Source organism: Pseudomonas sp. MS19, from assembly GCF_013277615.1.
GTDB classification, from domain to species: Bacteria; Pseudomonadota; Gammaproteobacteria; order Pseudomonadales; family Pseudomonadaceae; genus Aquipseudomonas; species Aquipseudomonas marincola.
Map to the genome: position 1 here is coordinate 476967 of NZ_VBTO01000013.1, position 14617 is coordinate 491583.

The following is a 14617-nucleotide window of genomic DNA, read 5'->3' on the forward strand; positions in this document are numbered from 1 at the left end:
CCTGGCTCGCCGTAATATCCACTTAAGGCCCGAACCATGACTGTTATTGATTTGCGCAGCGATACCGTAACCCAGCCGACTGCCGGTATGCGTGATGCAATGATGGCGGCGCCGTTGGGCGATGACGTGTATGGCGAAGACCCGACCGTCAACCTGCTTGAGGCCACGCTGGCCGGTCAGCTCGGTTTCGCTGCCGGATTGTTCGTGCCAACCGGCACCATGAGTAACCTGCTTGGGCTGATGGCGCATTGCGAGCGCGGCGATGAATACATCGTTGGTCAGCAGGCACACACCTACAAATACGAAGGCGGTGGTGCCGCCGTGCTCGGTTCAATCCAGCCTCAGCCGCTGGAGATGGAAGCCGATGGCAGTATTGATCTGGCCCGCGTTTGCGCCGCTATAAAACAGGATGACTTCCACTTCGCCCGCAGCCGGTTGCTGGCGCTGGAAAACACCATGCAGGGCAAGGTATTGCCGCTGGCCTATCTGGCCTCGGCACATGAGTTCTGTGGCTTGCATGGTTTGTCGCTGCACCTTGACGGGGCGCGTTTGTTTAATGCCTCGGTCAAACTGGGTGTGGCCCCGCGTGCGATTACCGAGCATTTCGATTCAGTCTCGGTGTGCTTGTCCAAGGGGCTGGGTGCGCCGGTCGGCTCGGTGTTGTGTGGCAGTGAGCCGTTTATTGGCAAAGCGCGGCGGTTGCGCAAGATGGTCGGCGGCGGCATGCGTCAGGCCGGTGTTTTGGCGGCTGCTGGGTTGTTCGCGCTGGAGCATCAGGTTGCGCGTTTGAGCGAGGATCATGCCAATGCTCAAGCGCTGGCCGATGGGCTGATTGAGCTGGGCTACAGCGTTGAACCGGTGCAAACCAACATGGTTTATGTTGATGTCGGAGATCAGGCCGCCGCGCTCAAGGCCCATTGCGCCGAGCAGGGGATTATTTTGTCGGCTGCTGCGCGGTTGCGCATGGTCACCCATCTTGATGTTAGCTGCGACGCAATTACGCGGGTAATCGAGGCGTTTGCAAGCTTTCGGTCGGCTTAATATTCTTCAGTTAAGGCTTTTTGCCCTGCGCTGGCAGGGTAAAAAAGCCCAGTCGGCTACTTTCTCACGCGGTTGTCTTATGGATGTGCGTGGGTAATAGTCAAGAACTATCGCGCAAATACACTAGCCGCGACTGTCAGGGCCTATATAATGCGGCCCTTTGCCGGACATATTACCCGTCAGATATGCGCCTTTTGCGCCAATAAATGCCTGAAATGACCTGTTAAGACGTCATTCATATTTTTTGTCAGCCTGGCTGAGTGTCATACGGGGTTTTAAGAAGCCAGCGTAATCGCCTATTTCCGTGGATGACCTATGAAAAGCGCAGAAATCCGTGAAGCCTTCCTCCGCTTCTTCGAAGAGAAGGGGCACACCCGCGTAGCCTCCAGTTCCCTGATTCCGGCTAACGACCCTACGTTATTGTTCACCAACGCCGGTATGAACCAGTTCAAGGACTGCTTCCTGGGTCTGGAAAAACGCGCCTACACGCGCGCCACTACCAGCCAGAAGTGTGTGCGCGCCGGTGGCAAGCACAATGACCTGGAGAACGTTGGCTACACCGCGCGTCATCATACTTTCTTCGAAATGCTGGGTAACTTCAGCTTTGGCGACTACTTCAAGCGCGACGCCATTACCTTTGCCTGGGAGTTCCTGACTTCTGAGCAGTGGCTGAACCTGCCGAAAGAGAAACTCTGGGTAACGGTTTACGCCAGCGACGACGAAGCCTATGACATCTGGACCAAGGAAGTCGGTGTACCAACCGAGCGCATGATCCGTATTGGCGACAATAAAGGCGCGCCATACGCCTCGGATAACTTCTGGGCGATGGGCGATACCGGCCCTTGCGGTCCGTGCACTGAAATCTTCTTCGATCACGGCGAGCACATCTGGGGCGGTCCTCCTGGCTCACCTGAAGAAGACGGCGACCGTTACATCGAGATCTGGAACAACGTATTCATGCAGTTCAACCGCACCGCCGATGGCGTGATGCACGCGCTGCCTGCGCCAAGCGTTGATACCGGCATGGGCCTTGAGCGCATCAGTGCGGTGTTGCAGCACGTCAATTCGAACTACGAAATTGACCTGTTCCAGCGCTTGCTCAACGCCTCGGCAACAGCTATCGGCTGCCAGAACGAAGGCCAGGCTTCACTGAAAGTTGTGGCTGACCACATTCGTTCGTGCGGCTTCCTGATCGCCGACGGCGTGACGCCATCGAATGAAGGCCGCGGCTATGTGCTGCGCCGTATTATCCGTCGCGCTTGCCGTCACGGTAACAAGCTGGGTGCCAAGGGCAGCTTCTTCTATCAGATCGTGGCCGCGCTGGTTGCCGAGATGGGCGATGCGTTCACCGAACTCAAGCAACAGCAAGCACACATCGAACGTGTACTGAAAACCGAAGAAGAGCAGTTCGCCAAGACTCTGGAACAGGGCCTGAAGATTCTTGAGCAGGACCTCGCCGAACTCAAAGGCACCGTAGTGCCAGGCGATGTTGTGTTCAAGCTGTATGACACCTTTGGTTTCCCGGTTGACCTGACAGGCGATATCGCCCGTGAACGCGACCTGACTATCGATGAAGAAGGCTTTGAGCGTGAAATGCAGGCTCAGCGCGAGCGTGCCCGCTCTGCCAGCGCCTTCGGCATGGACTACAACAGCGTCGTCAAGGTCGACAGCGACACGCGTTTCCTCGGTTACAGCGCCACCAATGGCAGCGGCACAATCATCGCCTTGTTCAAGGATGGCGCAGCAGTGTCCAGCCTTGCAGAAGGCGAGGAGGGTGTAGTCGTCCTCGATCAGACGCCGTTCTACGCTGAATCCGGTGGTCAGGTGGGTGACAGCGGTTTCCTTGAAGGGCCAGGCGTTCGCTTCGATGTGCGCGACACCACCAAGGCGGGCGGTGCCTTCCTGCATCACGGTATCGTTACCAAGGGCAGCCTGGCGGTTGATACCTCGGTTAACGCAGAAGTCTCTGCCGAGGTGCGTAAAGCCACGGCGCTGAATCACTCGGCGACTCACTTGCTGCACGCGGCATTGCGTGAAGTGATTGGCGAGCATGTGCAGCAGAAGGGCTCATTGGTTGATAGTCAGCGTCTGCGTTTCGACTTCAGCCATTTTGAAGCGATCAAGCCAGAGCAACTGCGCGCATTGGAAGATCGCGTTAATCAGCAGATTCGTCTGAACAGCGAAGTCGAAACCCTCGAGACCGACATCGAAACAGCCAAGGCCAAGGGCGCAATGGCGCTGTTTGGTGAGAAATACGGTGATCAGGTTCGCGTGCTGACCATGGGCGACGGTTTCTCTGTTGAGCTGTGTGGCGGTACTCACGTTTCACGAACCGGTGACATCGGCGTGTTTAAGATCACCAGCGAAGCGGGTGTGGCCGCCGGTGTGCGCCGTATCGAAGCGGTAACTGGTGCTCAGGCGCTGGCTTACCTGAACGGTGCCGAAGAGCAGCTCAAAGAAGCCGCACAGTTGGTAAAAGGCAGCCGCGACAACCTGCTCGACAAGCTGACTGCTGTGCTGGAGCGCAATCGTCAGTTGGAAAAAGACCTTGAGCAGCTCAGGGCCAAAGCGGCGAGTGCGGCCGGTAATGATCTTGCCGCTTCGGCGCAGGAAATTAACGGCGTTAAGGTTCTCAGTGCGCGTATCGACGGTGCCGACGGCAAAGCGCTGCTGGCGCTGGTCGACCAACTGAAGAACAAACTGGGCAGTGCGGTTATCCTGCTGGGCGGCGTTTTGGATGACAAAGTTGTTCTGGTTGCCGGTGTGACGGCAGATCTGACCGCTCGCTTCAAGGCTGGCGATCTGATGAAGCAGGCTGCTGCGGCAGTCGGTGGCAAGGGCGGTGGTCGTCCTGATATGGCGCAAGGCGGCGGTGTTGACGCGGCGGCGCTGGATCAGGCACTGCTGCTGGCGCAGGCTTTCGTCGAGAAGGCTTGAGGAAACACAAGGTGTGCCCACTGCGCGCGCAGTGGGCCAGAAGCAGTCATTTTGGTTGCATGATTAATGGGCGCCCTTCACGGGCTTAGGCGGCTTTGAAATGGCTTTGATCGTACAAAAATTTGGCGGCACATCCGTCGGCACTGTCGAACGTATCGAGCAGGTGGCGGAGAAAATCAAAAAGTTTCGCGAGGGCGGTGACGACATCGTCGTGGTGGTTTCCGCCATGAGCGGTGAGACCAATCGCCTGATTGATCTGGCCAAACAGATTGGTGACCAGCCTGTACCGCGTGAGTTGGACGTGCTGGTCTCGACCGGTGAGCAGGTGACGATTGCCTTGCTTGCCATGGCGCTGATGAAGCGTAATGTGCCGGCGGTTTCGTACACCGGTAATCAAGTACGGATTCTCACTGATAGCGCGCACAATAAAGCGCGTATCTTGCAGATTGATGACCACAAGTTGCGCACCGATCTCAAGGCCGGTCGCGTCGTGGTTGTTGCAGGTTTCCAGGGTGTCGACGAGAACGGCAACATCACCACGCTGGGCCGTGGCGGCTCCGACACCACAGGCGTTGCGCTGGCCGCTGCGCTGAAGGCTGATGAGTGCCAGATCTACACTGACGTAGATGGCGTCTACACCACCGACCCGCGTGTGGTCCCGCAAGCTCAGCGTCTGGAGAAGATCACGTTCGAGGAAATGCTCGAAATGGCCAGCCTGGGCTCCAAGGTTTTGCAAATTCGCTCGGTGGAGTTCGCCGGCAAGTACAACGTACCGCTGCGCGTTCTGCACAGCTTTAAGGAGGGGCCAGGTACCCTCATTACTATTGATGAAGAGGAATCCATGGAACAGCCGATCATCTCCGGCATCGCTTTCAACCGCGACGAAGCCAAGCTGACAATCCGTGGTGTGCCGGATATTCCGGGTGTGGCCTTCAAGATTCTTGGCCCGATCAGCTCGGCCAATGTTGAAGTGGACATGATCGTGCAGAACGTTGCGCACGATAACACCACCGATTTCACCTTCACCGTGCACCGCAATGATTATCAGAATGCGCTGCAGGTACTGGAAAATACCGCACGTGAACTGGGCGCTCGTGAAGTGTCCGGTGACACCAAAATCGCCAAAGTGTCGATTGTGGGTGTGGGCATGCGTTCACATGCAGGTGTTGCAAGTCAGATGTTCGAGGCGCTGGCCAAGGAGAACATCAACATTCAGATGATTTCGACTTCCGAGATTAAGGTTTCGGTGGTGATTGAAGAGAAATATCTGGAACTTGCCGTGCGTGCATTGCACACCGCCTTCGAGCTGGATGCTCCAGCCGCGAAGAGCGAGTAAAGCTGTAACCGGAAGGCGCTAATTAAAATGAGCGCCTTCTGTCTTTTTTTGCCTGGAGTGGACGGCGCTATCTTTCCGGCTACTCTGGTCAATACTTAGGTGATGGGTTGACTTGTAATTGGGTTGGCTCGGCATCATTTTAATTTTGCAGACTGTTTGTACTGAATTTAATCCGTGAGGTGAATGGAATGTTGATTCTGACTCGTCGGGTCGGAGAGACCCTAATGGTGGGTGATGAAGTCACCGTCACTGTGCTTGGCGTTAAGGGAAATCAGGTGCGCATAGGGGTTAACGCCCCGAAAGAAGTGGCTGTGCACCGCGAAGAGATCTACCAGCGCATACAGAAAGAAAAGGACGACGAACCAAGCCACTAATTTAATTGAAATTTTGGCTTTGCAAACGGGGAAAACATGGGTATCATGCGCCCCGTGTTGCGGAGAGGTGGCCGAGTGGCCGAAGGCGCTCCCCTGCTAAGGGAGTACATCTCAAAAGGGTGTCGGGGGTTCGAATCCCCCCTTCTCCGCCATTATTAAGCTGTATAGGGTGGGTCAGGATTTTTTCAGTAAGTTGTTGAATTACTTGAAAAATTGCTTGTAAAAAGTTTTACGATCCCTATAATGCGCACCGATTGTTGCACTCATAGCTCAGCTGGATAGAGTACTCGGCTACGAACCGAGCGGTCGGAGGTTCGAATCCTCCTGAGTGCACCATATTTAGAGCGACCTGCTAAGGCTGGCGTTCTGATTCAACCAGAGGTGATCTGGTCTACCAAGCGCCATTTGCACTCATAGCTCAGCTGGATAGAGTACTCGGCTACGAACCGAGCGGTCGGAGGTTCGAATCCTCCTGAGTGCACCATATAGTAACACCGAAAAGACCCGCAGAAATGCGGGTTTTTTTTCGTCCCCAGTTTTTCATTCCGATTATTTTTCGCTACAGCCGTTCTGGTCAAAGCTGACCTGACGTTTGTTGCCGCGCCTGTCGCTGTAGTAATAGCGAGTGCGGCCGTTGACTCGGCTAATCCGCTCCGGTGAGCCCAAGGCTCGCTCTACGTCCTGTAATGACATGCCAGCCGGGATGAGCTGCTTGATGCGCGCATTGCGCCGCTGGCGATCGCTGAGAAGGTTGCCGCATCCGTCGTCGCGCTCACCGACCACCACAATCTCAGCGCTCTGGCGGGGCGGCTCCAGCTCGGGCAGTGCTTTTGGCTGGACTTCTGCCGGCGCCGCTATTGAGTTGACGACACGGCTGTGATCATCGAGCAATTGCCCTTGGTGCTGAGCGGGACAGCCATGCCCGGTGAAGCTGATCTGACCCTGGTTATCTTCGCAGCGATACAGGCGGGCCGCCCACGGCGTGCCTGTGACCAGCACTAACAGGATGGCGGTGACGATGCTTGGATAAAGCATATCGGTGTCCTCCGTGACAGGAGGCTAAGCTTAGTCAGGTATTTTGTCGGGTGGCGTGCCTTGTGCTGAGTTGCCCGCGTCGTAACAGAATATCTACAGAAATAATTCAGGATTGCGATGCAAGCGCTTGTTCTTGCCGTGTTTTTGTAACGCGCAATCCTGCTAGGTGATGTTATTATTCGCAGTATCAGCCCCGTCGGGGCTTGTGGACAGCACCATGGACTTACCCAGTAGTTACTCTGCAACTCGATTGTGCAATCAAGAATTGACTGATTGACCCTCCTTGGCGTGCGCCGTCACTGGGGGTGGAGCGCGCCATGACTGAAGTAGAAGCCAAAAAGCCGCAAGAAAGCCTGCAGGATCGCCTGGCGCAGGTGGTCGAGCTATTGCAGCGGCACAAAGTAGTTGAAGACCTGACGCAGCGTCAGGAAGGCCAGCACAGCGACCTGGTCGAGAATCTGGTGCACCGCCAGAACCTCGCCGAGCTGCAACGCAAGCTCGAAGACCTGCACAGCGCAGACGTCGCCTACATCCTTGAAGCCCTGCCGTTGGAAGACCGTCTGGCCGTCTGGCAGTTGGTCAAGGCCGAGCGCGACGGCGACATTCTTCTCGAAGTATCCGATTCGGTCCGCGAAACCCTGATCGCGGACATGGACGACCACGAAATTCTCGCGGCCGCCAAAGACCTCGACGCCGATGAACTGGCTGACCTTGCGGCTGAATTGCCGCGCGATGTCGTTCATGAGCTGATGGAAACCCTCGATGCACAACAGCGCGAGCGTGTTCGCTCGGCGTTGTCCTATGAGGAAGATCAGGTCGGTGCATTGATGGACTTCGAGATGGTGACGATTCGTGAGGACGTCACCCTCGAAGTGGTCTTGCGTTACCTGCGCCGCCTGAAAGAGTTGCCGGGCCACACCGACAAACTCTTCGTGGTCGATTACGACGGCGTGCTCAAGGGCGTCCTGCCGATCAAGCGTTTGCTGGTGAATGACCCGGAGCGTCTGGTGGTGGATGTTATGGCCACCGACCCGGTGAGTTTCCATCCCGACGAGGAAGCGCTGGAAGCCGCTCAGGCGTTTGAGCGTTACGACTTGATCTCAACCCCTGTGGTCGATAAGAACGGCAAGCTGATCGGCCGTCTGACCATCGACGAGATGGTTGACCTGATCCGTGAAGAGAGCGAAGCCGAAGTGCTCAACATGGCCGGTCTGCGCGAAGAAGAAGACATCTTCGCCTCGGTCTGGCGCTCACTGCGCAACCGTTGGGCCTGGCTTGCGATCAACCTGATTACGGCCTTCCTCGCGTCGCGGGTAATTGGCCTGTTTGAAGGCTCAATCGAAAAACTCGTGGCGCTGGCGGCCTTGATGCCAATCGTTGCGGGCATCGGCGGCAACTCCGGTAACCAGACCATTACCATGATTGTGCGCGCCATGGCGCTGGATCAATTGAGTACCGGCAATACCTCGCGGCTGATCCGCAAAGAGCTCGCTGTTTCGCTGATTAACGGCGTTATTTGGGGGGGCGTGATCGGCATTGTGGCGTGGGTGCTGTATGACAGCTGGTCGCTGGGGCTGGTGATGACGGCAGCAATGACCCTCAACCTGTTGCTGGCCGCGCTGATGGGGGTTTTGATTCCCATGACGCTGGTGCGCATGGGCCGCGATCCGGCCATGGGCGCCAGTGTGATGATCACCGCGGTCACCGACAGCGGCGGTTTCTTTATCTTTTTGGGCCTGGCCACGCTCTTTCTCATGTAAGTGCCCCAGCACCTCTCGGGTCGCAAGGCCCGGCCCAAGGTTTGCCTGGAGTCATCGTTTAGGGATAACCTTTCCCGGCTTTTGGCTCCATTTGGGCGTATAAGGCTATAAAAAATGCGACCTGGAAGTCCCTAAACAATAAATAAAGGAGTCATGATGACCCCAAGCCAACTCCTCTCCGAAGGCGTTGAACTCATGCTTTATGGCATGGGTTCGGTGTTTGTTTTCCTGACCCTGTTAATCCTCTCTATACATCTGATGGCGCGCCTGCTCGGGCGAATAGCGCCGCCAGCTGCCGCTGCTGCTGTCACACCCGCCACACCTGCTGTTCAGGCCCAAGGCCCGGAACCGGATGTTCTCGCTGCCATTCAGGCTGCCATTTCTCAACATCGCGCCCGCCGCGACTGACCCAGCCTGACGGAGTTTGTGTATGACTGCTGTGAAAAATCCGCTCGGTATCACCGACGTTGTGCTGCGTGACGCTCATCAATCGATTCTGGCCACCCGGGTGCGCCTTGAAGACATGCTGCCCATCGCGCCAAAGCTCGATCAGGTCGGTTTTTGGTCAGTTGAGTCCTGGGGTGGCGCGACCTTCGACGCCTGCATTCGCTACCTGGGTGAAGATCCGTGGGAGCGCATTCGCGAACTGAAGAAAGCCATGCCCAATACTCGCCAGCAGATGTTGCTGCGCGGGCAGAACCTGTTGGGTTATCGCCATTACGCCGATGACGTGGTGAACAAATTCGTCGAGCGCGCCGCCATCAATGGCGTTGATGTGTTCCGGGTTTTCGACGCCATGAACGACCCGCGTAACCTGGCGACTGCACTGAAGGCGGTCAAGCAGCAGGGCAAGCATGCCCAAGGCACTATTTCCTACACCACAAGCCCGGTTCATACCCTGGACATGTGGGTGGATCTGGCCAAGCAGATTGAAGACATGGGCGCCGATTCGGTGGCCATCAAGGACATGGCCGGGATTCTCAATCCCTACACTGCGTTCGAGTTGGTGACGCGGCTCAAGGCGACGCTGTCGATCCCGATTCATATGCAGTGCCACGCCACGGCAGGTCTTTCCACCGCCGCGATTCTCAAAGCGGTTGAGGCTGGAATCGACAACGTCGACACCGCCATCTCGTCACTGTCGATGACCTACGGCCATTCGCCGACTGAATCGGTGGTGGCCATTTTTAAAGACAGCGAGCGCGACACCGGTCTTGATCTGTTGCTGCTCGAAGAAATTGCAGCATATTTTCGCGAAGTGCGGAAAAAGTACGCCAAGTTTGAGGGCAATCTCAAAGGCGTCGACTCCCGCATTCTGGTCGCCCAAGTGCCGGGCGGCATGTTGACCAACATGGAAAGCCAGCTGAAAGAGCAGGGCGCCCAAGACAAGTTCGACGAAGTGCTGGCGGAAATTCCGCGAGTCCGCGAAGACCTCGGCTTTATTCCACTGGTGACACCGACCTCGCAGATTGTTGGCACTCAGGCCGTTATCAATATCCTCACGGGCGAGCGTTACAAGTCGATCACCAAAGAGACCGCCGGCATTCTCAAAGGGGAGTACGGCGCGGCGCCTGCGCCGTTCAACGCGGCATTGCAGGCGCGGGTGCTTGATGGCAGCGAGGCGATTACCTGTCGTCCGGCTGACCTGCTCACGGATGAGATGGACAAACTCACCGCCGAATTGCGCGGCATTGCCGCCGAGAAGGGCATTCGACTGGCCGCCGATGAAATCGACGACGTACTCACTTATGCCTTGTTCCCGCAAATTGGCCTGAAGTTTCTCGAGAATCGCGGCAACCCAGCCGCGTTCGAGCCGGCGCCAAATGCCAAGTCGTTGCCTGCACTCGAGGCCGGCAAGCCCGAGGTTTATACCGTCGAGGTCAGCGGCAAGTCTTACGTGGTGCAGGTTAACGAGGGTGGCGACATCAGCGGTATCAAGTCGCTCAACAGCGGCGCTGCGGATGCGGCTCCGGTAAGCGCCCCGGTTGGCGCTGGCGAGCCGCAAGTTGCTCCGCTGGCGGGCAACATCTTCAAGGTTCTGATCAAGCCGGGCCAAGTGGTAGAAGAGGGTGAGCTGGTGATCATTCTTGAAGCCATGAAGATGGAAACCGAAATTCGTGCGTTCAAGGCAGGCACCATCGGAGCCGTCAATATCAAGGTAGGTGACTCTGTGGCGGTGGGCGACAGCCTGCTGACCATCGGCTGAGGGGCGGATTATGGAGAAGCTCCTCAAACTGTGGCAGAGCACCGGCCTGTATCATCTGGAGCCGGGACAGGCGCTGATGATCGCGATCTGTCTGGGTCTGATCTATCTGGCTATTCGCAAGGGTTTTGAGCCGCTGCTACTGATCCCGATTGGTTTCGGTGGTCTGCTCGCCAATATTCCGGTTGCAGGCATGGCCGAAGGCAACGGTATTTTGCATCTGTTCTATGAAATTGGTCTGCCCACCAGCGTATTCCCGCTGCTGATCTTTATGGGCGTGGGCGCCATGACTGATTTTGGGCCGATGCTGGCAAACCCGAAAACCCTGATCCTCGGCGCTGCGGCGCAATTCGGTATTTTCGCGACGCTGATCGGCGCGCTGGCGATCACCGCAATGGGCATTCCGGGAATGGAGTTCACCCTGCGCGAGGCGGCATCGATTGCCATCATCGGTGGGGCGGACGGGCCGACTTCGATCTTTGTAACCTCCAAGCTCGCCCCAGATCTGCTGGGGCCGATTGCCGTGGCTGCTTACTCGTATATGGCGTTGGTGCCATTGATTCAGCCGCCGATCATGCGTGCGCTGACCACCAAGGCTGAGCGCGCCATTGTTATGAAGCAGCTGCGCCCTGTTAGCCAGGTCGAGAAAATCGTCTTCCCGTTGGTGCTGTGCCTGCTGGTCGGCATGTTGCTGCCGGATGCAGCGCCGCTGGTGGGCATGTTCGCCTTCGGTAACCTGCTGCGCGAAGCCGGTGTGGTCGAGCGCCTGGCTGACACGTCACGTAATGCGCTGATCAACGTGGTGACTATTTGTCTGGGCCTTACCGTGGGTTCGAAGCTTTCCGCCGAGGCATTCCTGCAACTGAAAACTCTGGGAATCCTGCTGCTGGGCATGGTCGCGTTCTGTGGTGGTACAGCGGCTGGCGTACTGATGGCCAAGGTGATGAACATGTTCAGCGCCAACAAGATCAATCCGCTAATCGGTTCGGCTGGCGTCTCGGCGGTGCCAATGGCGGCGCGTGTTTCGAACAGGGTCGGGCTTGAAGCCAATCCGCAAAACTTCCTGCTGATGCATGCGATGGGGCCGAATGTGGCCGGCGTGATCGGCTCGGCTGTTGCGGCGGGCGTGTTGCTCAACTTTGTTGGCTAAGGCGATTGCCTGTGCAGAGGAGTATTTTCTTCTCCCATAAAAAAACCGGCCAACTGGCCGGTTTTTTTATGGGTAAACCTCAAGCCTCTTCGGCTGTCATTTCGGCGTCGTGGGCAATCAGGGCGACCAGCGCATTTTGCTGGCGGCGTGTCAGCTGGCGGAATTGCTGCAGAAGCTCGCGCTCATGCAGAGACAGTTCCGGGCTGTCCAGACGCAGACTCGAATCATCACTCAGAGCGCCTTCCTGGAGCATGCTCTGCTCAAGACGAGCAATGATTTCTGAATTCATGCTGCGATGATGATTGCGTGCTACATCAGCGATGCGTTCACGCATGCCATCGGGCAAGCGTACGACAAACTTGTCAGCCGTTCGGCTGGAATAGATAGCCTGTTTCATAGGGCGCATACATTAAACCGGTTAGTTCAGGGGAGCGATACTGGCATGCAACTTGATTCTCACATGCTGTGACAACCTTATTCATCAACCGTTCAGCCGAAGCGTTTAACTGCGGCATTATGACCTGAATACCATCCTTGATTTGAAGCCAGTAAAACCAGCGGGATTCTCGTTGGTATTGGCGCGTTTGGCCATAGACCCAATGGGTTAATGCGAGTGGTCCTACACAAAACTATGAAAATTCCGCTCGCAATCTGGCGGTTCGTCCCGTTGCTGCGCATGCGCTCAAAAGGACAACAGCCTGAAGGCCTTTATCGCTTAAGCATAATCAATCGTCACCGAAGTGTCATGACTCATTAACTGACCTGACACAGTCTTCGCCTAGCTTGGTCTACACCAGATGGCGAAGCGCAGGTGGCTTTGCCTTACTTAAAGATGAGGCTAAGCCATGAGCGCGGCAATTCAAGTAGACAGTTTAAACAAGACCTTTGGCCGCAAACAGGCACTGCACGGCCTCTCTTTAGCGGTTAAGCCAGGCGAAATGGTCGCCTTGATTGGTGCTTCAGGTTCCGGCAAGTCAACCTTGCTACGCCATGTTGCCGGGCTGGCCCGATGCGACAAGTCGGTGACTGGCAATATTCAGGTGCTTGGCCGGCCGATGCAGGATTGCGGTCGCCTGAGCGGTGAAGTCCGTCACTTGCGGGCCGACATTGGCTACATCTTTCAGCAATTCAATCTGGTTGGCCGCCTGAGCGTGCTGCACAACGTATTGCTCGGTTGTCTGGGGCGTATGCCGCGCTGGCGCGGTTCGCTGGGCATGTTCAACAGCGAAGAACGCCAGCGTGCGCAAGAGTCGCTGGAGCGTGTCGGCCTGGGTGATCTGGCGGCGCAGCGGGCCTCGACCTTGTCGGGTGGCCAACAGCAACGCGTGGCGATTGCCCGCGCCCTGTGCCAGCGCGCCGAAGTGATTCTGGCGGATGAGCCGATTGCCTCACTCGACCCCGAGTCCGCGCGCAAGGTCATGGAAATTCTCGCCGACATCAACTCGCGCGACGGCAAGACCGTTGTCGTGACGTTGCATCAAGTCGATTACGCCGCTCGCTACTGCAAGCGAGCAGTGGCGCTTAAGGCCGGGCGTATTCATTTCGACGGCTCTACCGAGCAGCTTAATCCCGACTTTCTCAATGACCTTTACGGCGCCGAACTCGATACCAGCCTGTTGCTGCCCGGTATTGAGGCGCGTGCCAAGCAATACCAGCAGCCGTTGGCACTGGTTAAAGCATAAACCCAACAAAACCAACGCAACCCTTATCAAGCAACAGGAGTGTGCTCCATGTTCAATCGTCTTGGTCGTGTTCTGGCGGCATCTGCATTAATCACCGGCTCCATCATGGGCACCGCGCAGGCGGCTCAGGAGTCACTGACGTTCGGCATCATTTCTACCGAGTCTTCGCAGAATCTGCGCACCTTATGGGACCCGTTTCTGGCGGACATGAGCAAGCAGACCGGCATGAAAATCAACGCCTTCTTCGCCCCGGACTATGCCGGTGTGATTCAGGGTATGCGCTTCGACAAGGTTGATGTTGCGTGGTACGGCAACAAGGCGGCAATGGAAGCTGTGGACCGTGCCGGCGGTGAAATCTTTGCCCAGACCACCGCACTCAGCGGTGCACAGGGTTATTACAGCCTGATGGTTGCGAACAAGGACAGTTCGATCAACAACGTCGACGACATGCTGAAAAACGCCAAGCAACTGACCTTCGCCAACGGTGACCCAAACAGCACCTCGGGTTTCCTGGTACCTGGCTATTACGTGTTCGCCAAGAACAAGGTCGACGCCAACACGATCTTCAAGCGCACCATGAACGGCAGCCACGAAGTCAACGCCTTGTCGGTGGCTAACAAGCAGGTCGATGTCGGCACCTTCAACAGTGAGGGCATGGAGCGTCTGGAGATCACTGCGCCGGAGAAAGCCGCGCAACTGAAGGTGATCTGGACATCGCCTCTGATCCCGGCCGACCCGATGGTTTGGCGCAAAAATCTGGATGGCGAAACCAAGGCCAAATTGCAGAAGTTCTTCATGTCCTACGGCGCCAAACCGGCCGAGAAGCAAGTTCTGGCCGCGCTGCAGTGGGGCCAGTTCCGCGCCTCGACTAACGACCAGCTGCTGCCGATCCGCCAGCTTGAGTTGTTCAAGCAACGCTCCGAAATCGCCAACAACAGCAACCTGTCTGCTGCCGACAAGCAGGCCAAGCTGGACGCCATTGATGCCGAACTGGCAACCCTGGAAAAGCGCATGGCTGAGCTTGAAAGCAAGAACCTCAAGCAAGCCAGCTAATCAGCCACGTGTTAATGCGCTGCCATCAGGCCGGTCTCGAGCGACT

General features: G+C 56.8%; 12 protein-coding genes and 3 tRNA genes. 13 read left to right on the top strand and 2 right to left on the bottom strand.

What is annotated here, in order from left to right; all coding sequences use genetic code 11:
• Positions 1-36 precede the first annotated feature (36 nt).
• The 7 genes from ltaE (at position 37) to FEZ62_RS15520 (ending at position 6172) form a co-directional block, all read left to right on the top strand.
• Positions 37-1041: a low-specificity L-threonine aldolase gene (gene ltaE / locus FEZ62_RS15490; protein WP_172928708.1), complete on the top strand. Its 1005-nt coding sequence runs from the start codon at positions 37-39 to the stop codon at positions 1039-1041.
• 315 nt (positions 1042-1356) lie between these two features.
• Entirely contained in the window at positions 1357-3978 is a 2622-nt protein-coding gene (gene alaS, locus FEZ62_RS15495; protein WP_172928710.1) for an alanine--tRNA ligase, read from the top strand.
• Between the two features lie 100 nt (positions 3979-4078).
• A complete protein-coding gene (locus FEZ62_RS15500) occupies positions 4079-5314 on the top strand; it encodes an aspartate kinase (RefSeq protein WP_069899381.1) in 1236 nt (411 codons plus the stop codon).
• 188 nt (positions 5315-5502) lie between these two features.
• Complete coding sequence (csrA, locus tag FEZ62_RS15505) at positions 5503-5688, top strand: carbon storage regulator CsrA (RefSeq protein WP_069899380.1); 186 nt, start codon at positions 5503-5505, stop codon at positions 5686-5688.
• Between the two features lie 61 nt (positions 5689-5749).
• Positions 5750-5840, top strand: a tRNA-Ser gene (locus FEZ62_RS15510).
• 107 nt (positions 5841-5947) lie between these two features.
• Positions 5948-6024 (top strand) — tRNA-Arg (locus FEZ62_RS15515).
• A gap of 71 nt (positions 6025-6095) precedes the next feature.
• Positions 6096-6172: transfer RNA gene (locus FEZ62_RS15520), tRNA-Arg, on the top strand.
• Between the two features lie 65 nt (positions 6173-6237).
• Here the strand turns inward: FEZ62_RS15520 and FEZ62_RS15525 are convergent.
• Positions 6238-6723, bottom strand: a complete 486-nt coding sequence (locus FEZ62_RS15525; RefSeq protein WP_172928712.1) for a DUF4124 domain-containing protein — start codon at positions 6721-6723, stop codon at positions 6238-6240.
• A gap of 317 nt (positions 6724-7040) precedes the next feature.
• On the opposite strand from FEZ62_RS15525, the gene mgtE reads away from it, so the two are divergent.
• From mgtE to FEZ62_RS15545, 4 genes are all read left to right on the top strand, one after another.
• Positions 7041-8483 (top strand): magnesium transporter, encoded by a 1443-nt coding sequence (gene mgtE, locus FEZ62_RS15530; protein WP_069899378.1) that lies wholly within the window; start codon positions 7041-7043, stop codon positions 8481-8483.
• Positions 8484-8639: 156 nt separating this feature from the next.
• A complete protein-coding gene (locus FEZ62_RS15535; protein ID WP_090508768.1) occupies positions 8640-8891 on the top strand; it encodes an OadG family transporter subunit in 252 nt (83 codons plus the stop codon).
• Positions 8892-8913: 22 nt separating this feature from the next.
• Positions 8914-10689 (top strand): sodium-extruding oxaloacetate decarboxylase subunit alpha, encoded by a 1776-nt coding sequence (gene oadA, locus FEZ62_RS15540; RefSeq protein WP_172928714.1) that lies wholly within the window; start codon positions 8914-8916, stop codon positions 10687-10689.
• A 10-nt stretch (positions 10690-10699) separates the two neighbouring features.
• Positions 10700-11836 carry a sodium ion-translocating decarboxylase subunit beta gene (locus FEZ62_RS15545; RefSeq protein ID WP_069899375.1) on the top strand — a complete coding sequence of 379 codons (1137 nt, stop codon included), beginning with the start codon at positions 10700-10702 and terminating at the stop codon, positions 11834-11836.
• Between the two features lie 79 nt (positions 11837-11915).
• Here FEZ62_RS15545 and FEZ62_RS15550 read toward each other — a convergent pair whose 3' ends face one another.
• Positions 11916-12242 (bottom strand): Arc family DNA-binding protein, encoded by a 327-nt coding sequence (locus tag FEZ62_RS15550; RefSeq protein ID WP_069899374.1) that lies wholly within the window; start codon positions 12240-12242, stop codon positions 11916-11918.
• Between the two features lie 439 nt (positions 12243-12681).
• Between FEZ62_RS15550 and phnC the strand changes: the two genes are divergently transcribed.
• Together phnC and phnD are read left to right on the top strand one after the other, a co-directional pair.
• A complete protein-coding gene (gene phnC, locus FEZ62_RS15555; RefSeq protein WP_172928717.1) occupies positions 12682-13518 on the top strand; it encodes a phosphonate ABC transporter ATP-binding protein in 837 nt (278 codons plus the stop codon).
• Between the two features lie 48 nt (positions 13519-13566).
• Positions 13567-14571, top strand: a complete 1005-nt coding sequence (phnD, locus tag FEZ62_RS15560) for a phosphonate ABC transporter substrate-binding protein (protein WP_069899372.1) — start codon at positions 13567-13569, stop codon at positions 14569-14571.
• Positions 14572-14617: the final 46 nt, after the last annotated feature.